The sequence below is a fragment of the Luteimonas rhizosphaericola genome (assembly GCF_029888045.1).
Taxonomy (GTDB): domain Bacteria; phylum Pseudomonadota; class Gammaproteobacteria; order Xanthomonadales; family Xanthomonadaceae; genus Luteimonas; species Luteimonas rhizosphaericola.
On sequence record NZ_JARXRN010000020.1, the window covers coordinates 299,613 to 322,275 of the forward strand.

General features: G+C 71.8%; 11 protein-coding genes. 1 reads left to right on the forward strand and 10 read right to left on the reverse strand.

The genetic code is table 11. The features are described from left to right. Window positions 1–78: 78 nt before the first annotated feature. From QFW80_RS05310 to gyrA, 4 genes are all read right to left on the reverse strand, one after another. Window positions 79–5,013 carry an alpha-2-macroglobulin family protein gene (locus tag QFW80_RS05310; protein WP_425603501.1) on the reverse strand — a complete coding sequence of 1,645 codons (4,935 nt, stop codon included), beginning with the start codon at window positions 5,011–5,013 and terminating at the stop codon, window positions 79–81. A 242-nt stretch (window positions 5,014–5,255) separates the two neighbouring features. Next, the gene (locus QFW80_RS05315) at window positions 5,256–6,563 is read right to left on the reverse strand and encodes a putative bifunctional diguanylate cyclase/phosphodiesterase (RefSeq protein ID WP_280600345.1); all 1,308 of its coding nucleotides are present in this window, start codon (window positions 6,561–6,563) and stop codon (window positions 5,256–5,258) included. 4 nt (window positions 6,564–6,567) lie between these two features. Further along, the gene (locus tag QFW80_RS05320; protein WP_280600347.1) at window positions 6,568–8,043 is read right to left on the reverse strand and encodes a cyclic di-GMP phosphodiesterase; all 1,476 of its coding nucleotides are present in this window, start codon (window positions 8,041–8,043) and stop codon (window positions 6,568–6,570) included. 168 nt (window positions 8,044–8,211) lie between these two features. After that, the gene (gene gyrA, locus QFW80_RS05325; protein WP_280600348.1) at window positions 8,212–10,860 is read right to left on the reverse strand and encodes a DNA gyrase subunit A; all 2,649 of its coding nucleotides are present in this window, start codon (window positions 10,858–10,860) and stop codon (window positions 8,212–8,214) included. Between the two features lie 328 nt (window positions 10,861–11,188). Between gyrA and QFW80_RS05330 the strand changes: the two genes are divergently transcribed. Then, on the forward strand, window positions 11,189–11,974 hold the full coding sequence (locus QFW80_RS05330; protein WP_280600350.1) for a CPBP family glutamic-type intramembrane protease: 786 nt from the start codon (window positions 11,189–11,191) through the stop codon (window positions 11,972–11,974). A gap of 97 nt (window positions 11,975–12,071) precedes the next feature. On the opposite strand, the gene mtnA is transcribed toward QFW80_RS05330, so the two are convergent. The 6 genes from mtnA to smc form a co-directional block, all read right to left on the reverse strand. Then, on the reverse strand, window positions 12,072–13,142 hold the full coding sequence (mtnA, locus tag QFW80_RS05335; protein WP_280600351.1) for an S-methyl-5-thioribose-1-phosphate isomerase: 1,071 nt from the start codon (window positions 13,140–13,142) through the stop codon (window positions 12,072–12,074). A 57-nt stretch (window positions 13,143–13,199) separates the two neighbouring features. Then, on the reverse strand, window positions 13,200–13,784 hold the full coding sequence (locus tag QFW80_RS05340; protein ID WP_280600353.1) for a DUF3011 domain-containing protein: 585 nt from the start codon (window positions 13,782–13,784) through the stop codon (window positions 13,200–13,202). Window positions 13,785–13,879: 95 nt separating this feature from the next. Continuing rightward, window positions 13,880–14,902 (reverse strand): EF-P lysine aminoacylase EpmA, encoded by a 1,023-nt coding sequence (gene epmA, locus QFW80_RS05345; protein WP_280600355.1) that lies wholly within the window; start codon window positions 14,900–14,902, stop codon window positions 13,880–13,882. Further along, window positions 14,899–17,412, reverse strand: a complete 2,514-nt coding sequence (ligA, locus tag QFW80_RS05350) for an NAD-dependent DNA ligase LigA (protein ID WP_280600356.1) — start codon at window positions 17,410–17,412, stop codon at window positions 14,899–14,901. The genes epmA and ligA overlap by 4 nt, the downstream gene beginning before the upstream one ends. Before the next feature lie 883 nt (window positions 17,413–18,295). Further along, window positions 18,296–19,042: a cell division protein ZipA gene (gene zipA, locus QFW80_RS05355; protein WP_280600357.1), complete on the reverse strand. Its 747-nt coding sequence runs from the start codon at window positions 19,040–19,042 to the stop codon at window positions 18,296–18,298. A 28-nt stretch (window positions 19,043–19,070) separates the two neighbouring features. Further along, entirely contained in the window at window positions 19,071–22,574 is a 3,504-nt protein-coding gene (gene smc / locus QFW80_RS05360) for a chromosome segregation protein SMC (RefSeq protein ID WP_280600358.1), read from the reverse strand. Window positions 22,575–22,663 lie beyond the last annotated feature (89 nt).

The following is a 22,663-nucleotide window of genomic DNA, read 5'->3' on the forward strand; positions in this document are numbered from 1 at the left end:
GTCGGATCGCCGTCCGGCCGCGTGCGCGCCTGCCGGCCCGACGACCACGGTCGCGCGCGAAGCGGACGCCGCCCGCGCCTACGGCTGGACCACCGTGACCGTCGCCGGCACGGCGCGGCCCACGCCGCGGGTCTCGGGCCGGTACATGTCCTCGACCATCGGCGGCGGCACGGTGTAGCTGCCTGGCGTCACCGCGCGCACCAGGTAGAACACGCGCGCCTTGCGCCCCGGATCGAGCGCCAGCGCGGCGACATAGCGGTCGTCGCGGAACTCCTCGTGCTTCACGTCCGCGGCGTCGGACCGCTCGCTGATCCCGATCCCGTCGACCACGACGTCGGCCCACTGCTTCGCGTCGCCGAGGTTGAAGTTCTCGATCTCCAGCCCCGCCGGCAGCAGGTCGGTGAGCAGCGCGTCGGGCATGGCGACGTCGGAGGTGATCGACACCGCCACGATCAGCGCCTCGCCTTCCTTCAGCGGTGCCGGCGTCCACGGCCGGCCCTCGATGGTGAACAGTGCGCGTTCGACCTTGATCCGGCTCGCATCCGGCACCGGCGCGGACGTCGGCACGCCGGCGACGTCGATGCTCACGAACAGCGGGCCGGCCCCGGTGCCGGCCGCGACCTCCGGATCGAAGCGCACGCCCCTGCCCAGCGCACCGGCATCGTAGGTCCGCCCGACCACCCGCGCGGCGGGCACCGGCTGCGACACGCCGCCCTCGACCAGCGTGCCCGACACCCGCCGCCCCTGCGCCGCCGACAGCGCCTTGCCCAGTCGCGCCAGCGCGATCTGCTCCTGCGTGCTCAGGTACAGCCAGCCGCGGTCACGGCGCGTGTCCAGCTCGCGGCCGATGTCCACCGCGCGCGCATCCCAGGCCGCGCGCGACTGGCCGCGTTCGTGCGTCAGCGCCACCATCAGCGACTGGTCGCGCAGCGGGCTGCCGTAGTCCCACAGATAGCCGGGACGATCGCCCTTGAACGCGAACGCCGCCTCCAGCGCCTTGCCGCCGCGCGCCGTGTCGCCCTGCAGCGACAGCGCCAGCCCCAGGTGCGCCAGCGGCAGCGCGGTCAGCGTGGCCTTGCGCTCGTTTTCGTACAGCGCGCGCAGCGTGCCCAGCGGGGCGCGGTTGACGCGCGCGAGCACGTAGCCGGCGTGCGCCTGGTAGGCGAACTTCAGGTGCGAGCGGTGGTCGCGGCCGTAGAACTCGTTGCCGCCCGCCAGCAGGTCCTCGCCGAGACGTTCCAGCGCCTTCTGCAGCATGGCCTCGGGCACGTTGAAGCCGGCTTCGCGCGCGTCGAGCAGAAACTCGACGATGTAGGGCGTCAGCGCCGGGTTGACGTCGCCGTCGTTGCCCCACATCGAGAAGTGCCCGGTGCTGGTCTGCATCGACGCCAGCCGGCCGAAGGCGCCTTCCACATACTGGCGCCGCTTTTCGTCGTCGACGTCGCGGATGCCCAGCATGTCGGCCGTGGCCCGGTCGAGCTGCAGCGCGGCGTAGCCCTTGCTCGTGGTCTGCTCGGCGCAGCCGTAGGGATAGTCGAGCGCGCCACGGATCGCGCTCGCGAACGGGATCGGCGGAATCGCGCTGACGGTGAACTGCGCCGTCACCGACCCCGGCATCAGGCCATCGGCCAGCGCCGCGTCCAGCGTCACCGGCGCCGGCGACTGCAGTACCTGCGTGCGCGAGCGCAGTACCGACGGCCACGCGGCGCGCACCGGCAGGTCGTAGCTGCGATCCACTTTCGCCCCGTTGCCGTCCACGCGCACGCGCACCTTCGCCACGGTGTAGCCGGTTCCGGCCTGCAGCGGGAAGCTCAGCGTCGCCTTGCCGTCCGGGTCGAGACGCGCCTTGCGCGCGCCCTCGCCGATCGTGACCGGGCCGACGCCGTCCACGCGCACGTCGAACTCGCCGGCCCGGCCGGTGAAGTTCGTGAGGTCGAGCGTCACCGTGCCGCGGTCGCCCGGCGCCATCACCCGCGGCATGCTGGCCTCGGCCACCACCGGCGCGCGCGACACCGTCTCCACCGCGCGGCTGCCGTAGCCGTCGGCCGAATACACCAGCGCCGACACCCGCAGCGTGCCGTTGAAGTCCGGCACCTGCACCGCGACCTTCGCATTGCCCTGCGCATCGAGCTTCACCGGTCCGGAGAACAGGTCGACGGTCTGCACCCGTGCGGTCGGGCGCCGTGCCTGCGGCAGGGCCGCCAGCGCCATGTCGCCACCGAAGCGCAGGCGCGCGGTGCCGCCTTCGAAACTCTCGACCACGCGTCCGTAGACGTCGTACGCATCCACGCCCAGCCGCCGCTGGGCGAAGAAATGCGCCAGCGCGTCCGGCACCGGATAGCGGGTGATGTTGACGATGCCCAGGTCCACCGCCGAGACCGTGGCGTACGCCTCCTTGCCCGCCAGCTGGGGCGCGCTCAGCACCACCTGCATCGGCCCCTCGGGCCGGATCTTCTCCGGCGCTTTCAGCCCCACCGCCACCCGCCGGTCGCGCCGGTCCATCGCCACGTGCGCCACGCCCACCGCCCGCGCCGGAGTGACCTTGCTCGACGCGCTGCCCCCTCGGAACACCAGCGCGGTCACGTAGACATCGTGCCGCTCCCATTCCCCGGTCACCGGGATCTCGAACCGGCTGCCGGCGCGCACGTCGATCTCCTGCACGTACAGCATGCGGTCGCTCTCGACCATCAGCAGGCCCTTGCCCGGGTGCGGCGGCGTCACCGTCACCGCGAGCGTGTCGCCGGCCCGGTAGCGGGTCCGGTCGAGCGACAGCTTCACCTTGTCCGGGCGCGCGTCCAGGCCGCGGTTCTCGTCGCCCCAGCCCCAGCCGGCGCGGAACGGGTAGCGCGTGACCAGCTTCGTCTCCGGATCCAGCACGTCGAGCCGGTATTCGCCCCACTCCACCGGCACGCTGATGCGTGCCGCGGTGTCGCCCAGGTCGACGGTCCGGGTCTCGACGTTCTCGAACCGGCTCGAGTACTCGTAGTCCCAGCCGCCGTCCTCGTCGTATCGCCAGTGGTAGTCGCGGTGCTCGCGCACCAGGGTGACCTGTACGCCCTTCACCGGGCGCGGCTTGCCCGCGCCGTCCACGCGCAGCAGTTCGAAACCGGGGCTGGAGTCGGCGTCGGCGCCCTCCTTGTCGTCGAACTGCGGGCGCACCGCGACCAGTGTCGGTGCCGGCCACAGCACGCGCTCCAGCGTCCGGTTGACCGTGCGTCCCCCTGTTTCATACAGGCTGCCGGAGACCACGGCCACTACCGGCGTGGTCGCCTTCACTTCTTCGGGGAGCGGGATGTCCTGGCGCAGGCGCCCCTGGGCGTCGAGCGTCGCGTCGACGACATCCTTCGCCTCCTTCGGCAGCTGCACCGTCGGATCGCCGAAGAACCAGCCGGGCATGCCCTCGACCGGGTGCTGCTCCACCGCGACGGCCAGCTTCGCAGTGAAGCGGTTGCCCGCGGCCGGCGCGCCGTACAGGTAGGCGCCGGCCGCTTCCAGCACCAGCGGCTGGCCGGGGGCCAGCACGGCGGCGGGCGACGCCAGGTCGAGTTTCATCCGCTCGGGCAGGAATTCCTCGATCCGCAGGGTCATGCCCTGCACCGCGTCCTTGCTCGACGGGTCGGTGCGGAACTCCACCTGCCAGCGGCCGGTGGGCGCATCGATGGGCACCTGCTTCTCGAAAGCGAAGTAACCCAGCGCGCCCGGCTGCAGCCGGGTCTCGAAGAACGTCTTGCCATCGGGCTGCCGCAGCCGCACGAACAGCGACTGCGCCTCGCCGTCCTTCGCCGCCACCGGCCGGCCGTCGTGGTCGCGCAGCAGCGCCGAGACGCGCACGGTCTCGCCCGGGCGGTAGAGGTCGCGGCCGGACCAGGCGTAGACGTCGAACCACGCGTTCCCGCGCCCCGACACCGCGAACTCCGACAGGTCCAGCGCCGGCTGGTTGAAGGGCAGCATCGACACGTTGCTGCCGCGGCTGGCGACCAGCACGTGCGCGGCATCGAGCGTGTAGTCGAGCATCGCGTTGCCGTTGCCGTCGGTGGTGCCCCTGTAGATCGTCTCTCCGCGGGCGTCGAGCACCCGCAGCTCCACGCTGCCGACCGCGCCGCCCTCGCGCAGCGACGCGGTATGCACGAACAGCGTGTCCTTGTACGCCCGCGCATGCAGGCCGATGTCGCTGACGGTGAAGAACGCGGTCTCGAACCGGTCCTGGAACGAGCCGGCCGGCTTCATCACCGCGAAATACAGGCCCGGCTGCTGCAGTTCGGCGATGTCCTGCAGCGGCAGGTAGGTCAGCACCCGCTCGTTGCGCGCGCCGCCGAGCACGAACCGGTTCACGTACACCGGCTCGGCCAGTTGCGAGATCGGCAGCTTGTCGCCCCAGCGGCTGTCGAGCTCCCAGCTGCCGCGGCGGCCGCCGCGCTGGTATTCGGCGAAGAACTTCGGCAGCGACGACTCCCGCACCCGCAGGAACTCGACGTCGACTTCTTCCACGTTCACCGACACCACCGGCAGGCCGCGCGAGTCCTTCGCCGGCAGGACGCTGCCCTGCGAGGCGAAGCCGACCACCGGATCGAGCTCGCCGGTGTAGACCTTCTCCTCGCGCGCCTGCCCGAGGCGGGTACCATCGGCGGCGGTCAGGTCGCCGGCGATGCGCACGGTGTAGTGCGCATCGGCCTCGACATGCGGATAGCGCAGCACCCTGCCGTCGTCCGACAGCGTCCAGCCGCTCGGCTCGGCCACGGTTTCCGCGAACGTGACCAGGCGGTCGAAGTCCTGGGTGCCGACCAGCGGCTGCGAGAACTCCAGCGCGATCGCCAGCCCGTCCGCGGACTGGTCGGGGAACGCGCGCACCAGGCCGAACCCCTCGACCGCGTCGCGCTCGCCCCGGATCGCCTCGCCGCTGACGGCCGGCAGCTGGCCCGATTCGTTGCGCTTGCAGCCTCCCGTCGCCAGCGCCGCCGCCAGCAGGGCCAGTCCCGCCCAACGTCCGAGTCTCCGCATGGCCTTCCGTTCCACCCGACGTACTCCCCGATCCGCTGTCGCCCGAAGTATAGGGATTGCCTGCACGCGCACGCACCCTCGAACGGGAGCGCGGGACGGGGCGTCACCGGCCCACGCACCCTGCCGCCCGCGCGACGGCGCGCGTGGACGAGTCGCGTGCGGGTGCGCGCGCGTCCGGTGCACGTCGCGTCCTGGCCGCCACGGCAGCCGGTGTCCCGGCGTTCGACATCCGGCGCCGACGCGCCGGTGGCGGCGCGTCACGCGGTCGCGGCGGTCGCCCGGGTGCGGTCGGCCAGCCAGGCGCCGAATTCGCGCTGCGACATGGGCCGTCCGAACAGATAGCCCTGCAGCACGTCGCAACCGAGGTGCGCGAGGCGCGCGCAGGTCGCCTCGTCTTCCACGCCTTCGGCCGCCACCGACAGCCCGCAGCGGTGCGCGAGCGCCACGATGAAGCCGACGATGTCGGCGCTGGCGGGATCGGTCGACAGGTCGCCGACGAACGAGCGGTCGATCTTCAGCTCGTCCGCCGGCAGGTTGCGGAAGTACGACAGACAGGAATAGCCGGTGCCGAAGTCGTCGATCGAGATGCGCACGCCCATCGCGCGCAGGCGTGCGAGGATCGGGAACGCGCGGGCGGCATCGACGATCGAGCCTTCGGTGATCTCCAGCACCAGCCGCACGTCGGGACCGGACCAGAGTTTCAGCGCGGCCTCCACCAGCTCCGGCAGGTCGGGCTCGACCGCGAGCGACGCCGGCAGGTTCACCGCCACCGAGACAGGCGCGCCGCCCGCATCCCACTGCCCGGCCTGGCGCAGCGCGGTATTGAGCGCCCACAGCGTCAGGCGCCGGATCTCGCCGGTGCGTTCGGCGACCGGGATGAAGACCGCGGGCGAGACCAGCCCGCGCGACGGCGACTTCCAGCGCATCAGCGCCTCCGCCCCGACCACGCCCCGTTCGCGCGCGTCGACCTTGGGCTGGTAGTACAGCTCCATCTCGCCGCGCTCGACCGCCCCGGTCAGCTGCAGCTCCAGGTCCCACAGGTCGGAGATGTCGAGGTCGGCCGGCGCATCCGGCGTCCAGCCCGTGCGCACGCCGGTGCGTCGCGCACGCAGAAGCGCGGCCTCGGCGCGGCGCAGCAGGAACTCCGCGTGGCTGGCGTGCTGCGGGCACAGCGCCACGCCCACCGTCACCGGGACGCGCAGCTTCGCGTCGCCCGCCAGCATCGGCGGTTCGAGCAGGCGGAACAGCTTCTGCACCGCGAGGCCGGCGTGGCCGCGGTTGAGCATGCCGCTCAGCAGCAGGGCGAAGCGGTCGTCGCCGATCCGTCCCACGTAGTCCTGGCGCCGGGCCACGGCCCGCAACTGCGCGGCAAGATGTCTGAGGATCGCGTCGCCGGCCTGGAAGCCGTGCACGCCGTTGAGCTGCATGAACCCGTCGATGTCGACCACCACCAGCGCCATGGTGGCGCGCCGCTCGCAGGCGGCCACCACCTGCCGGCCGAGCAGCTGCATGAAGTCGCGTCGGCCGCGCAGGCCGGTCAGTTCGTCTTCCCCGGGCGCATGCATGGCGTCAGTCCAGGAACAGCAGGGCCGGGTCGATGCCGTACGAGCCGAGCGGCAGGCCGCCGCGCACGCTGAGCCCGATGCCCGGCGCGTCCGCGGCGGGCCGCGACAGGTCGACGACCTCGAACTCCGGCAGCAGCTGCTTGTCCGCGCCCAGCACGCGCATCAGGGTGGGCCGCAGCCGCTGCAGCGCGTTGACCGCCATCACCACGCCCACGGTGCCGTCGCTCAGCTCCACCAGGGTGCCGGTGGGGTACACGCCGCAGACGCGGATGAACTGTTCGACCACCGCGCCTTCGAACAGGCGGTCGCGGGTCTGGTACAGCTCCATCATCGCCTGGTGCGGCGAACGCCGCGAGGCGTAGCCGCGGTCGCTGATCATCGCGTCATAGCTGTCCACCAGGCCGAGGATGCGGCTGCCCAGCGCGATCCCCGGTCCGCGCAGCCCGTGCGGATAGCCGCTGCCGTCGTGGCGTTCGTGGTGCTGGCCGACCATCCGCGCGACCGCGGGCGACAGCCCTGAAATCGCCCCGACGATCGCGCGGCTCTCGTCCACGTGCGCGCGCAGCGTCCGCAGCTCGTTCTCGTCCAGCGCACCGGACTTGAGGAGCAGTTCGGAGGGCATGCGTACCTTGCCCACGTCGCACAGCAGCGCGGCTATCGCGAGTTCGCGCAGTTCGCTCCGCTCCAGGCCGATGTGCCGGCCAAAGGTGGCGGCCCAGATGCTGCAGGCCACGCCGTGGCGGTAGATGTAGTCGCCCTTGCGCTGCATCTCGACCACCCACGACAGCGCCGCCGGATTGCGGCCGAGCGAGTCCAGCATGTCGTCCACGCCGTCCTGGAGTCCGGCCGCAGTCAGGGTCTGGTCGCTGCGCGCCGCGTCAAGCACCCGGCGGATCCCGCATTCGAGCTTCGCGTGCGCCGCCTCGGCGGCCGCCAGCTCACCGCCGAAGACGTCGACGGCAGCACTGCGGACCGGCGACGGCACGGGCGCCGACTGGCCCGCAGCCGATGGCCCGGCCGTCGCCGGCATCGAGGCCCAGCCATCCAGGACCGGGTCGGTCGGGGGCGGAGGCGGCCATCGCACGGCGGCGGGTGGCTGTGGCTGTGGCTGTGGCTGTGACTGTGCCTGTGGCGCCGGCGCCGGCGCCGGCGGCGGCGGCGATGGCGATGGCGATGGCGATGGCGATGGCGAAGGTGCCGGCGGCTCCGCCGCCGCGGACCCGGTCGACTCGGGGACATCGTCGAGGATGACGTGGATCGTGTCGGGCGACTTGCCGCGCAGCACGTCCACGTGCACCCGGCGGCATGCGGCACGCACGCGGCGGACCTCGTCCTCGGTGCGCACCAGCCAGCCTTCGAACGCGAAGCCGGCCTCCTGCCACGGGCGGTCGAGGCGGCTGATGTACATGCCCGCCTCCAGCCCGGCCGTCCAGATGCACAGTTCCATCGCGAACGGAGCATCGGGTGTCGCCTGCGTCATGGCGTCCGCCCGGCGCCGCCGCGGGCGCTCGCTCGTTGGGTGCGCGCGGGCCGGTGCACGGCCGCAGACCCGCTGCTGGCAACTGGACGCATCTCGTTTCGGCCCCCCGACCTCTTGCGAGGTATCGGCCAGCCCAGCCGGCGCTGGAGCGCCGGCCGACGAACGGCGTCAGCCTGTTGGATCTCCCGGGGTGCCCGCGTCGACTGCGGCACCGCCCTCGGCCTGCGGCGGCGCGATCCCTGGGCCTGCGGCAGCCGCGACCTCGGCCGGCACGCCGGCATCGTCGGCTTCCAGCAGGGCGTCGACGCGCTCGATCGCCTGCAGGCTCTCGTCCTGCGCCAGGCGCATCAGCATCACGCCCTGGGTGTTGCGGCCGACCTGGGAGATCTCCGCCGCGCGCGTGCGCACCAGGGTGCCGCCATCGGAGATCAGCAGCACTTCGTGGTGGTCCGAAAGCTGGATCGCCCCCACCAGCCGGCCGTTGCGGGCGGTGGTCTGCAGCGCGATCACGCCCTGGGTACCGCGGCCCTTCTTCGGGTACTCGTCGACCGGCGTACGCTTGCCGAAGCCGCGCTCGCTGGCGGTGAGAATGTCGCCCGGCCCCTCGACCACCACCAGGCTGCGCACTTCCTCGCCCGCGGCCAGGCGGATGCCGCGCACGCCGGTGGCGGTACGGCCCATGGCGCGCACGGACGCCTCGTCGAAACGCACCGCCTTGCCGTTGCTGGCGAACAGCATGATGTCGCGGTGGCCGTCGGTCAGCGCCGCGTTGACCAGGGCATCGCCCTCGTCGAGGTTGATCGCGATCTTGCCGCGCGCCAGGCGGTAGGCGAACTCGGTGAGCGGCGTCTTCTTCACCGTGCCGTGGCGGGTGGCGAAGAACACGAACTTGTCGACCGCGTACTCGCGCACCGGCACAACCGCCTGCACCTTCTCGCCTTCCTCGAGCGCGATCCAGTTGATGATCGGGCGGCCGCGCGCGTTCGGCCCGGCGTCGGGCAGCTGGTGCACCGGCAGCCAGAACACGCGCCCGGCGCTGGTGAAGGTGAGCAGGGTGTCGTGGGTGTTCACCAGCCACAGCTGGTCGATGAAATCCTCGTCCTTGGTGCTGGCGGCATTGCGCCCGCGTCCGCCACGCCGCTGGGCGCGGTAGGCCGTGACCGGCTGGCGCTTGGCGTAGCCGGCGTGCGAGAGCGTGACCACCACGTCCTCCGGCGCGATCAGGTCGAGGATGTCGAGATCCTCCTCGCTGGCGCGGATCTCGCTCCGGCGCGCGTCGCCGAACTCTTCCCTGACGTTGCGCAGCTCGGTGCGGATCACCTCCAGCAGCACTTCCGGATCCTCGAGGATCTCGATCAGGCCGCGGATGGTTTCGAGCAGCTGCCGGTATTCCTCGGTCAGCTTTTCCTGCTCCAGGCCGGTCAGGCGGTGCAGGCGCATGTCCAGGATCTGCTGCGCCTGGACCTCGGTCAGCTGGTAGCCGTCGGCCAGCAGGCCCACGCCCGCGGGCAGGTCCTCGGGACGCGAGGCCTCGGCGCCCGCGGCGCCGAGCAGCGCGCCGACCAGGCCCGGCTGCCACAGGCGCGCGAGCATGCGCTCCTTCGCGACGGCCGGGTTCTCCGAGGTCTTGATCAGCTCGATCATCTCGTCGATGTTGGCCAGCGCGACCGTCAGGCCTTCCAGCACGTGGGCGCGGTTGCGCGCCTTGCGCAGCTCGAAGATGGTCCTGCGCGTGACCACCTCGCGGCGGTGGCGGACGAAGGCCTCGAGAATCTGGCGCAGGTTGAGCAGCTGCGGGCGGCCATCCACCAGCGCCACCATGTTGATGCCGAACACCGATTCGAGCTGGGTCTGCGCGTAGAGGTTGTTGAGCACCACCTCGGCCGAGTCGCCGCGCTTGATCTCGATGTAGATGCGCATGCCGTCCTTGTCGGACTCGTCGCGCAGCTCGCTGATGCCCTCGAGCTTCTTCTCCTTCACCAGCTCGGCGATCTTCTCGATCAGCCGCGCCTTGTTCACCTGGTAGGGAATCTCGGTGACGATGATCGACTCGCGGCCGTTGTCGGCCACCTCGACGTCGCACTTGGCGCGGATGCGCACGCGGCCGCGGCCGGTGCGGTAGGCCAGGTGGATGCCGCCGACGCCGTTGATGATGCCGCCGGTGGGGAAATCCGGGCCCGGGATGTGCTCCATCAGCCCGTCGATGTCGATCTCCGGGTTGTCGATCAGCGCGATCAGCGCGTCGACCACTTCCGACAGGTTGTGCGGCGGAATGTTGGTCGCCATGCCCACCGCGATGCCGGCCGAGCCGTTGACCAGCAGGTTCGGGAACCGCGTCGGCATCACCGACGGCTCGAGTTCCTTCTCGTCGTAGTTGGGCGTGAAATCGACGGTTTCCTTGTCGATGTCGGCCATCAACTCGTGGGTGATGCGCGCCATGCGCGCCTCGGTGTAGCGCATGGCCGCGGCGGAGTCGCCGTCGACCGAACCGAAGTTGCCCTGCCCGTCCACCAGCATGTAGCGCAGCGAGAACGGCTGCGCCATGCGCACCAGGGTGTCGTACACCGACTGGTCGCCGTGCGGATGGTATTTACCGATCACGTCACCGACGATGCGCGCCGACTTGTAGTAGGGCTTGTTGCTGTGCGCGCCGAGTTCGTTCATGGCGTGCAGCACGCGCCGGTGCACCGGCTTGAGGCCGTCGCGGACGTCGGGCAGCGCACGCCCCACGATCACGCTCATCGCGTAATCCAGGTAGCTGCGCCGCATTTCGTCTTCGAGGTTGACCGGGATGATTTCCTGCGCGAGATCGGTCATCGAATTGCTTGCATCCTCGTGGAGCCGGAAGGTCGCCGCGCCGGCATCGGCGGGTCTGACGAAACAGGGCGGCGGAGCCTAGCGGCTCCGCCGGAAACAATGCCCGGAATGGTATCACGCGCGCGCTCGTCGTGCCAGTATTTTTCATCGGAAAAACAATGACTTGCATGCTGCCGAACCCTCCAGCAAGGGGTTGGCGCGTCGGCCACGCATGCGTTGGCGAAATGTGCGCAAGCCGCCGCATTGCCCGATGTTGACCTGACACCTGTCACTAGGTCGGCCGGCACTCGCGATCCACGATCGGTCCAGCTCCGCCATGGTCGTGCCGATGACGCCGCCCGCCCTGCTCCTGCGCCTGTGCCTGCTGTTCGCCGGCATGGTCCTGCTCTGGTGGGCCGTGCTGTCGCTGCTCCCCTACGAAGCCGGGCGCGATGCGCCGGTGCACGTCGCAGCCGGAGTGCTGGTGACCGCGGGAGTGATGGCGCTGGTGCGGTTCCTGCTGCGCAGGGATGGGCTCTCGTGGCGCGCGGCCGGCTGCGGCAAGGCGCGCGAGAACCTGCGCGCATTCGCGCTGGGCGCCGCCCTGTGGCTGGTCCCCGCCGCGGTGGGGGCAGCCCTGTGCATCGCACTGGGCTGGACCACGCTCGAGCTGCGCGCTTCAGCCGGACCGTTCGCATGGACGTTGCCGGCGATGCTCGCAGGCGTGTTCCTGGTGGAGGCCCTGCCCGAGGAGCTCGCGGTGCGCGGCTATGCCCAGGGCCTGGCTGCGCGTGCGCTTCCGGCCTGGGCGGCGCTGCTGCTGCAGGTCGCGCTGTTCACCGGGTTCGCGTGGGCCATCGGTGCGCTGGTGTCGTTCCAGCAGTGGCTGTTCATCCCGTCGCTCGCGCTGATTCTCGGTTACGTCCGGGCCCTGACCGGCAACGTGTGGACAGGCATCGGCGTGCACACAGCCTGGATGACCGCGCAGCAATGGCTGGCACTCCATGCCGACGCACAGGGCTTGCAGGTCCTGCAGTTCGTCGCGTTCGCGCTGCTGCCATCGGCGACGCTCGGCGCCGTGCTGGGGCTGCGTCACCCGGTTTTCGCCTGGCGCGGGCGGGCGCCAGCACCCTGACCCAGCGGTCGGGCCGCAGCCGAGATGGACCGCCGGGCCACGGCCGTCGGGGCCTGGCGCCGGACCCGTTGGAACCCGCGGGGTCGGACGCCCGGGATCAGCGGCCGAACAGCGCCTGCATCGCGGCGGTGTCGGGACGCTCGACGATGCCCTTCTCGGTCACGATCGCGTCGATCAGGCCGTGCGGGGTGACGTCGAAAACCGGGTTCCAGGCGGCCACGCCTTCGGCCACGGTACGCGTGCCGCCGATCGCGAACAGCTCGGCCGGATCGCGCTCCTCGATCTCGATCAGCTCGCCCGAGGCGGTGTCCATGTCCACCGTGGACGAGGGCGCGACCACCATGAACTTCGCGCCGTGGTGGCGCGCCGAGATCGCCAGCTGGTAGGTGCCGATCTTGTTGGCGGTGTCGCCGTTGGCGCAGATGCGGTCGGCGCCCACGACCACCCACTGCACCGCGCCGGTCTTCATCAGGTGCGCGGCGGCCGAATCCGCGATCAGGGTCGCCGGGATGCCGTCCTGCATCAGTTCCCACGCGGTCAGGCGCGCGCCCTGCTGCCAGGGCCGGGTCTCGCCGGCGTACACGCGCGCGATGTCGCCGCTGGCCACGCCGGCGCGAATCACGCCGAGCGCGGTGCCGAAACCCGCGGTGGCCAGCGAACCGGTGTTGCAGTGGGTCAGCACGCCGCTGCCCGGGCCGATCAGCGAGGCCCCCAGCACGCCCATGGCGCGGTTGGCGGCAAGGTCCTCGGTCTCGATCGCGCGCGCCTCGGCCTCCAGCGCCGCGCGCCAGTCCATGCCCTCGCCCGCGGACGCCCGCACCAGCGCCGCTCGCATCTGCGCCAGCGCCCAGGCCAGGTTGACTGCGGTCGGCCGCGCCGCGTTGAGCCGCCGCAGCGACGGTTCGAGTTCCGGCGCGGCGTCGGAGGCGGTGCCCGCGGCGCACTCGCGCGCCGCGAGCACGACGCCCCAGGCCGCGGCGATGCCGATCGCCGGGGCGCCGCGCACGGCCAGCGTGCGGATCGCGTCGGCGACCGCATCGCTGGTGGCGCAGCGCAGGTACTCGACCTCGAACGGCAGCCGCCGCTGGTCCAGCAGCTCCAGCGCATCGCCGGTCCAGCGGATCGGTCGGATGCGGTCGTAACGGGCGTAGTCGATGGGATCGCTCATGCAGCGATTGTAGGCGGTGGCCCGCGATCGGGTCGCGGGCTCACCACCCTGCAGCGCTCAGCGGACGCGGAACTCCGCCCGGCAACCGCCGTCGACCCAGACGCCGCTGCGGTCCCAGCCCCAGTTCTGCCCACGCACGCAGCGGCGCTCGGACAACTGGCGCACCAGCTGCACGTCGCGCTGCACCTGCACCGGGCAGCGCTGGTGGCGGTCGTTCTTCGATTCGCAGCGCAGGACCTGCTCGCCACCGCCGCCGTAGCCGGGTCCGCCATGACCCGGCCCCGGGCCGTAGCCGCCGCCGCGCCCGGTCACGAACTCCGCGCGGCATCCCTCCGACACCCATACGCCGCTGTTGTCCCAGCCCCAGTTGCGGCCCTGCACGCACTGGGTGCGCGAGAACTGCCGCGTGAGCGACACGCCGCCGCGGGTGTCGACACGACAGTGGCGGGTGCGGCCGTCGTCCGACTCGCAGCGCACGACGCTGCCGGCACCATAGCCGCCACCAGGGTAGCCACCGCCGCCGTAACCGCCGCCCGGATAGCCGCCGGTGCCACCGCCGTAATAGCCGCCGGCGGGATAACCCACACACCCGGCCAGGAGCAGCATCGCCCCGGCGCCCCATGCATTCCTGATCATGCCCATCGGAGTTCTCCCGACCGTCGTGATGCGCGGAACAGTGCGCGCAGGCACGTGAACGCAGGGGCAAGCGGGCCGGTCGACACGGCCCGGCCAAAGGTTCAGGCGCGGCTGAAGTCGAACGCCAGCGTGTCGGCGATGCGCGGCGTGCGCAGCAGCGCCATCAGCAGCCGGTCGACCCCCAGCGCGACGCCCGCGCAGGCCGGCAGCCCGGCCGCCATCGCCTGCAGCAGCGATTCGTCCATCGGCGGCGCGGCCACGCCACGCGCCGCGCGCAGCGCCAGGTCGCGCTGGAACCGGGTGCGCTGTTCCCCGCCGTCGACCAGCTCGTGATAGCCGTTGGCCAGTTCCAGCGGCCCGAGGTAGAGCTCGAACCGCTCGGCGACCTGTACTCCGTCCCGCTCCACCACCCGCGACAGCGCGCACTGCGAGGCCGGGTAGTCGTGCACCACAAGCAGCTGGTTGGGCGGGAAGCCGGGCTGGATGCGATGGGTCATCAGCAGGTCCAGCCAGTCGTCGCGCGTGAGTCCCTGCGGATCGATCGCGATGTCGTGCGCGGTCGCACGGAGGCGGTCGACCGGGTCGGTCATCGGGTCGACGCCCAGGCGATCGCGGTACAGCTCGCGAAAGGCGATCCGCGCCACCGAGGCCTCGCGCCCGACCAGCGACAGCGCCGCCTGCACCAGATCGACTGCCTCGTCAGCCAGCCGCAGGTGGTCCCAGCCCACGCGATACCACTCCAGCATCGTGAACTCGGGGTTGTGCCGGCCGCCGGCCTCGCCGTCGCGGAATACCCGGCCGAGTTCGAAGCAGTCCCCGACGCCCGCCGCCAGCAGCCGCTTCATCGGAAACTCGGCCGAGGTCCTCAGCCAGCGCGTGCGCGGCCCGCCTTCGGTGCGACCCGAGAACTGGAGCGCAAACGAGGCGATGTTGGGGTCGGTGTTGCCGGCGCGCGAGACGAGCGGCGTCTCCACCTCCAGCACGTCGCGTGCGAAGAAGAATTCGCGGACAAGCCGGTTCACCCAGGCGCGCAGTCGGACCGCGTCGCGCGTGCACGATGGGGCCCATGCAGGGCCGGGGCGAGCATCGTCGCGCCAGCCGGGCCCGGGCCCGAACCGACTCATGCGCCCGACCCGTGCGCGGCCAGGAACGCGAGCAGCTGCGCCTCGTCCCAAACCTCGATCCCGAGTTCCTGCGCCTTGGCCAGCTTCGAGCCTGCGTTCTCGCCCGCGACCACCAGGTGCGTCTTCTTCGACACGCTGCCGGCGACCTTGGCGCCCAGCGCGGCGAGCCGTTCGCCGGCTTCGTCGCGGGTCATCGCGTCCAGGGTGCCGGTGAGCACCACGGTGCGCCCGTCGAGCGGACCCGCTTCGCGCGCCGCCTCCTCGGGTGCGGCTTGGAGCAGCCGCCGCATCGCCGCGTCGGCGGCGCGCAGGGCGGCCAGGGCCTCGTCGTCGGCCAGGTATGCGGCCAGGTTCTCCGCACCGGCCGCCGAGGCGCCAGCGCCCGTCCAGCCACTGGCGTTCGCGCGCAGCAGCGCGTCGAGCGTGCCGTAGGTCTCGGCCAGGCGTTCGGCGCTCCTGCCGCCCAGCTTGTCCACCGGCAGCGTCTGCAGCAGGTGTCCCAACCCGAGCCGCTCCCGCAGCGCGGCCGCAGGCGCGCCCTCGTCCTCGAACGCGATGCCGGCGGCGAGCAGCGCGTCGACCACGGCGGCGTTGCCGGGCTGCTCGAAGAAGGTCGCGATCGAGCGCGCGACCTCGGCGCCGATGTCCGGCAGCGCCTGCAGCAGCACCGCCGGCGTGGTGCGTACGAACTCGAGCGATCCGAGCCACTGCGCCAGAGATTTCGCGGTGGTTTCGCCCAGGTGCGGGATGCCGAGCGCGAACAGGAACCGCGGCAGCGTGGTCGCCTTGCTGGCCTCGATCGCCGCGATCAGGTTCTCCGCCCAGCGGGTGGCGAGCCTGCCGCCGAGATCAACCGACAGATGCGCGCGCAGGAAGGTGGCGGTCTTCCACGCGTGCGCCTCGTCGGCGAGCAGCGCCTGGCCGCGCGCGTCCAGCGCCAGTGCGCCGCGGCTGTCGGCGACCGCCTCGGCCAGGTCGGCGGCGGTGGCGGCATCGAGCGCGGCCTTCATCCGCACCAGGTCCTCGACCGTGAGCGCGTACAGGTCGGCCGGCGAGTGCACGAAGCCGAACTCCACCAGCGCCTCGGCCTGGCGGTCGCCCAGGCCTTCGATGTCCATTGCCCGGCGCGAGGCGAAATGGCGCACCGCCTCCCTGCGCTGCGCCGGGCACGCCAGCCCGCCGCTGCAGCGCCAGGCCGCCGCGCCCTCCTCGCGCACCAGCTCGGACCCGCAGACCGGGCACTCGGACGGCATCTGCCACGGTTTCGCACCCGCCGGCCGGCGGTCCTCGATCACGCGCACGATCTCGGGGATCACGTCGCCGGCGCGGCGCACGATCACGGTATCGCCCTCGCGCACGTCCAGGCGCGCAATCTGGTCGGCGTTGTGCAGGGTGGCGTTGGTGACGGTCACGCCCGCCACCTGCACCGGCTCCAGCCGCGCCACGGGCGTGATCGCGCCGGTGCGCCCCACCTGCACCTCGATCGCGCGCAGCACGGTGGCCTGCTCCTGCGCCGGGTACTTGTGCGCCAGCGCCCAGCGCGGCGCGCGCGAGACGAAGCCCATCTCGCGCTGCTGGTCGTAGTGGTCGAGCTTGTAGACCACGCCGTCGATGTCATAGGGCAGCGTGTCGCGCACGCGCCCGATGCGGCGGAAGTACGCCAGCAATCCCTCAAGGCCCGTGGCCGTGTCGACCTCCGGCGCCACCGGGAAGCCGAAGCCGCGCAGCAGCTTCAGCGTCTGCGAATGGGTCGCGGGCAGGTCCAGCCCCTCCACCTCGCCCACGCCGTAAGCGAAGAACGCCAGCGGCCGGCGCCGGGTGACGGCCGGATCGAGCTGTCGCAGCGAGCCGGCGGCGCCATTGCGCGGATTGGCGAGCAGTTTCTCGTTGCGCTCCAGCGCGGCGGCGTTCCAGGCCTCGAACGCCTTGCGCGGCATGTAGATCTCGCCGCGGACCTCGAGCACGGCCGGCGGTGGCGTCCTGCCCGTGCGCAACTTCAGCGGCACCGCACGCACCTGGCGCAGGTTGGCGGTGACGTTCTCGCCGGTGGCGCCGTCGCCGCGGGTGGCGCCCTGCACGAACACGCCGTCCTCGTAGCGCAGGCTGATCGCCAGACCATCGAGCTTGGGCTCGACCGAGAACACCGGCGCCCGGATGCCGAGCTTCTGTTCGATGCGTCGCTCGAAATCGGCGACCTCCGCGTAGCGGACCCGGTCGTCGGCGTCGTCGGCCGCGCCGGGAGTCTCGAACGCATTCGCCAGCGACAGCATCGGGATGGCGTGACGCACCTCGGGGAAGCCGCCGTCCGGGCGCGTGCCGACCGTACGCGTGGGCGAGTCGTCGCTCGCGAGCTCGGGGTGCGCGGCCTCCAGCGCCTCGAGTTCGCGCATCAGCGCGTCGTACTCGGCGTCCGGGATCGAGGGATCGTCGAGCACGTAGTAGCGGTGGTTGGCATCTTCGATGCGCGCGCGCAGTTCGGCGGCGCGGGCGGCGGGATCAGGCTTGGACATGGCGGGATTGTAGGACGGTGCCGGGCGATCGAGTTCATCGCATGACCCCAGTGCGCGGCTTGGGCTGGGACGGCTAGGCGGCGATTGCCAGGGAGTGCGGTGTGGGCAGCGCAAAGCAGTTCCAGGGCGACCGAAGGGCCGCGCCGTGGCCGGCCGGCTTCTGCGGCGAATGTCCCCCGGCATCGGCCTGCAGGCCGATGCCTCCTCCTTGATTTCGCCGCAGAAACCAGCCGACCGCAGCGCGGCTCGGCTGGCGGGCCGATCGCGAACGCAGCAAGGAAGGGTCTCGCGCGTAGTTGCCGAACTGCTGGTCAGAACATGACTGGGCGGGCTCGACTGTAGGAACCGGAGCAACTGCGCCTCGCAACTGGCCTCGCCGCTGGAAGCTGGCACCGAATACGACACGGCCCCCTGGTGGTAGCCCCGACCTCCGAGTACACGCCATCCGCCAATGCCGCAACGCGGGAGGACTCAGGTTCTGCCACGCCGAGCATCGCTCCAGGCGACTCCGGCTACGGTCCTGCGGGGTCGCCGGGATTTCACGTCTCGCCCGGAGCCGAGCCGCGCCGCAGCCGGTGTGCCTTCGCAGCGAACTCAAGGAGGAGGCCTTCGCCGCCAGGCGGAGGCCGGGGGACATTCGCGGAGAAGGCGCGCCGGCTGCGGCGCGGCCCCGCAGGTCGCGACCGACAAGCCGGCGCTGCTCATCAGGTCGCGGATACGTTCGCAGCGCGACTCCTCAGGTCGCGAATTTTCGCTCGTCGCGACACCCGCAGGGCGCGACCGGCATCGCATCGCGTCGAACCCGATGCGGAAACCCGGATCGCGGCCGCCGTTCGAGTCGACGCCGGGACACGCCACTGCCGCTGCCCCAGCCGCGGCAGGATTACCAGCGCGGGCTGCGCGTCACCGGCGGGACTTCGTGCTCGCGGTCCCAGGCGCGCATCTCGTCGCGCAGGCCGGCGATGCGCTGGCGGCCCAGCGCGTTGCGCTGCTCGTCCAGCACCACGCCGTCGAGCAGCTCGGCCATCCGCTGCGCTGCGGGCAGCATCGCATCCCAGGCATCGAGTGCGCTCACCGGCGCCGGCAGGGTGAGGAAGAACGCGATCGCCGGGGTTTCCAGCGTCTGGATCTCCGACATCTCGAAACTGCCCGGCTTGCGGATGTTGGCCACGCTGAAGATCGGGCCGCGCTCGGGATGGCTCTCCACCAGCCGGTGGAACACGTTCATGTGGCCGTAGGTCAGCCCGGCCTTCTCGGCTGCGACCACGATGTCCGGCCCGCGCAGCACCTGGCCCGCTCGCGCGGCGATGTACAGGGTGACGATCTTGTCGAAGTCCTCGCTCACCCGCTTGCCCAGCTCGCTGTTGGGCGAAGCCGCGCCGACCGCACCGTCGAGCAGTTCCATCTCCGACTGCACCGCATCCGCGCCCACGGGCTCCTGCGCATCGGCCAGCTCGCGTTCGATCTGCGCCCCCAGCGTGGGTTCCATGCGATCGCCGCCCTCGCCTTCGCCGCGCTCCGCGCGCGGTACCCGGCGGCCTTGGCCCTGGCGCGGGCGGGTGCCGAAGTACCAGATCGCGGCCAGCAGGATCAGGCCGGCCACCAGGATGCCAATGCGCAGTTCGGTCATTCGGGTCCTCCGGGGATCGTGCGGGGCCTCACGCGGCGCCGGCCAGGCGGGCGGCCTCGGCCAGGTCGACGGACACCAGGCGGCTCACGCCCGGCTCGCGCATGGTAACGCCGCTGAGCTGCTTCGCCGCCTCCATCGTCGCCTTGTTGTGGGTGACGAAGAGGAACTGCACGTGTTCGCTCATCTCGCTGACCATCGCGGTGAAGCGGCCGACGTTGGCTTCGTCCAGCGGCGCGTCCACCTCGTCGAGCAGGCAGAACGGCGCGGGATTGAGCTGGAAGATCGCGAACACCAGCGCCACCGCGGTCATCGCCTTCTCGCCGCCCGACAGCAGCGAGATGTTCGACACGCGCTTGCCCGGCGGCCGCGCCATGATCGCCACGCCGGTGTCGAGCAGGTCCTCGCCGGTGAGTTCGAGATAGGCGTGACCACCGCCGAACAGGCGCGGATAGAGTTCCTGCACGCCGGAATTCACGCGGTCGAAGGTGTCCTTGAAGCGGCCGCGGGTCTCGCGGTCGATCTTGCGGATCGCCTCTTCCAGCGTTTCCAGCGCGCTGGTGAGGTCGGCGTCCTGCGCGTCGAGGTAGTCCTTGCGCTGCGCGGCCTCGGCGTGCTCCTGGATCGCGGCGAGGTTGACCGGCTCCAGCCGGCGCAGTTTCGCGTCGAAGTCGGCGACCATCTTTTCCCAGGCCGCGGCCTCTGCGTCGGCGGCCAGGCCCTCGACCACCTGCGCCATCTCGAACCCGCCCTGCGCGACCTCGGCGGCCAGCTGTTCGGCCCGGATCGCCAGTGCCTGCTGGTCCAGCCGCCGCTGCGCGATCGCCTCGCGCTGCGCCAGCGCCTGTTCCTCGCGCTCGTGGCGCACGCGCTCGTAGCCGCGCAGTTCGTTGTCGATCTCGTCCAGCGCCGAGCGCGCCGCGGCGAGGTTGCGCTCGGCCACCACGCGCTGCTCGAGCGCGGCCTGGCGCTGCTGCTCGAGCGCGACCACCGGCGCATCGCCGTCGGACAGCTGCGCGGCCAGTTCGCCCAGGCGCGCGTCGAGCTGGCCGCGCTGGCCGCCCATGCGCTGCAGCGCCTGCGCCAGGGCCACCACCTGGGCACGCTGGGATTCGAGCGTGAGCGCCAGCGCGTGCGCGGTGTCGCGCGATTCGCGCGCCGCGGCGCGGGCGGCGTCGCGGGCCTCGGCCAGCCGCCGGCGCTCGGCTTCCAGCGCCCCGCGCGCGGATTCGAGGTCGGCCATGCGGCCGACCGCGTCCTCGAGCGTCGCGCGCGCGTCGCGGGCCTGCCGTGCGCTGTCGTCGATGGTCTCGATCAGCTGCGCCAGCTCGGCCTCGATCTTCTCGATCCGGCCGCGCGCGGTGTCGAGGCGGCCCTGCTGGCCCTGCAGCTGCCCGGCCAGCTCCGACACGCCGCGGTGCGCCAGGTACAGCTGGCGCTGGGCTTCCTCGCGCTGCTGTTCGGCCTGCAACAGGCGTTCGCGGCCCGCGGCCAGGGCGGCTTCGAGTTCGTGTTCGCGGGCCTGCAGCTGCTCGATCGTCGCGCGCAGCGACTTGATCTCGCGCTCGCGCAGCAGCGCGCCCTGCTTGGCGGCGCCGGTGCGCAGCACCCGAACCCAGCCCTCGCCCAGTCGCTCGCCCGTGCGGGTGATGACCGACTCGCCCTCACCCAGGGTCGCCTGCAGGGTGCGCGCCTCGGCCAGCGATTCGGCCACGTGCAGCCGCGCCAGCAGGCGGCGGATCGCGCGCGGGCCCTGCACGCGCGAGGCGAGCGACGTCGGCGCATAGGCCTCGTCGCCGTCGGCGCCGGCCACCAGGGCGATACGGCCTTCGCCGAGGTCGGAAAGGGCATCGACCAGCGCTTCGGGGGCATCGACCAGCACGCCCTCGATCAGCTGCCCGAGCGCACCTTCGACCGCGTTCTCCCAGCCCGGTTCGACCACCAGCCGCTCGCCCACGCGCGCAGCGGAATCGAGTCCACGCTGGCGCAGCCATTCCACCGCGGCGCCCTGCTCCTGGCCCAGCGCGGCGTGCTGCAGCGTCTCCAGCGACGACAGCCGGCCGCGCGCTTCCTGCGCCTGCTTGCGCACGTCCGACAGCTCGCCCTGGCTGGCGCGCTGCTGGTCCTGGAGGTCGACCGCGGCCTGCTTGCGCGTCTCCAGCGCCTCGCCGAGTGATTCGAGCGCCGCCTTCTGCTCCTCGTGGCGCAGTGCGAGCGACTCGTAGGCCTCCGACAGCGCGTCGAGGTCGAGCGCGCCGCGCTCGGCCACCAGCTGTTCGCGGCGGCGGTCGGCATCCAGCGAGCGGCGGTCGAGGTAATCGACCCGCGTGCGCTCGACGTCGCCCGCCCGCGCGGCCTCGTTCTGCTCGCGGGTGTGGGCCTCCCAGCGCTGCTGCCAGTCGGCGAGCGCCTCCTCGGCCTCGCGCAGCGCCTCCTGGCGCACCTCGTCGTCCTCGCGCAGCGACGCCAGGCGCGGCTCGGCGTCGGCGATCGCGGCCTGCAGTTCCTCCAGCCGCGCCTCGTCGCCGCTGATGTGGGCGCCGATCTCGTCCAGCGCGTGCCGGGTTTCCTCGCGCGCCCGATGCAAGCGTTCGGACAGCTCGCGCTGGTGCGCGATCTGCTGCTCCACCCGCGCCAGGGTGCCGCCGACCTCGTAGCTCTCGGCCTGGGCGCGGTTGAGCGCGGCGCCGGCGTCCTCGCGGCGCACGCGCCCGGTCTCCAGCTCGCGCTCGGCCTCGCGCTGCTCGGCGATCAGCTGCTGCAGCCGGGTCTCCTCCTGCGACAGCCCTTCGCGCAGCGCCTGCAGCTGCGCGTCGAGGGCGCGGAACTCCAGCGCCTTCCACTCCGCGTCGCGCACCTTGCGTTCGGCCTGGATCGCGGTGTACTGCTCGGCCTGGCGCGCCTGGCGGGCGAGGTGCTGCAGCTGCTTGCCGACTTCCTCGCGCAGGTCGTTGAGGCGGTCGAGGTTCTCGCGGGTGTGGCGGATGCGGGTCTCGGTCTCCTTGCGCCGCTCCTTGTACTTGGAGATGCCGGCCGCCTCCTCGAGGTAGACGCGCAGCTCCTCGGGCTTGGCGTCGATCACCTGGCTGATCATGCCCTGCTCGATGATCGAGTAGCTGCGCGGTCCCAGGCCGGTGCCGAGGAACAGGTCGGTGATGTCGCGGCGGCGGCACTTGGCGCCGTTGAGGTAGTAGCCGCTCTGGCCGTCGCGGCCCACGGTGCGCTTGACCGAAATCTCGTTGAACGCGGCGTACTCGCCCTGGATGGTGTGGTCGGAGTTGTCGAACACCAGCTCCACCATGGCCTGCGAGACCGGCTTGCGCGCGGTGGAGCCGGCGAAGATCACGTCGGTCAGCGAGTCGCCGCGCAGACGGCTGGCCGAGCTCTCGCCCATCACCCAGCGTACCGCGTCGATGATGTTGGACTTGCCGCAGCCGTTCGGACCCACCACGCCGGTCATGTTGGTCGGCAGGTGCAGCGTGGTGGGATCGACGAAGGATTTGAAACCGGACAGCTTGATCGTGGACAGGCGCATGCGGCGTTGGAGGCCCCGGCCGCGCCTGCCGGCGCGGCACCGTTATTCGTGCGAAATGGTAGGAATGACTCTCAAGTCATTGAACGGCT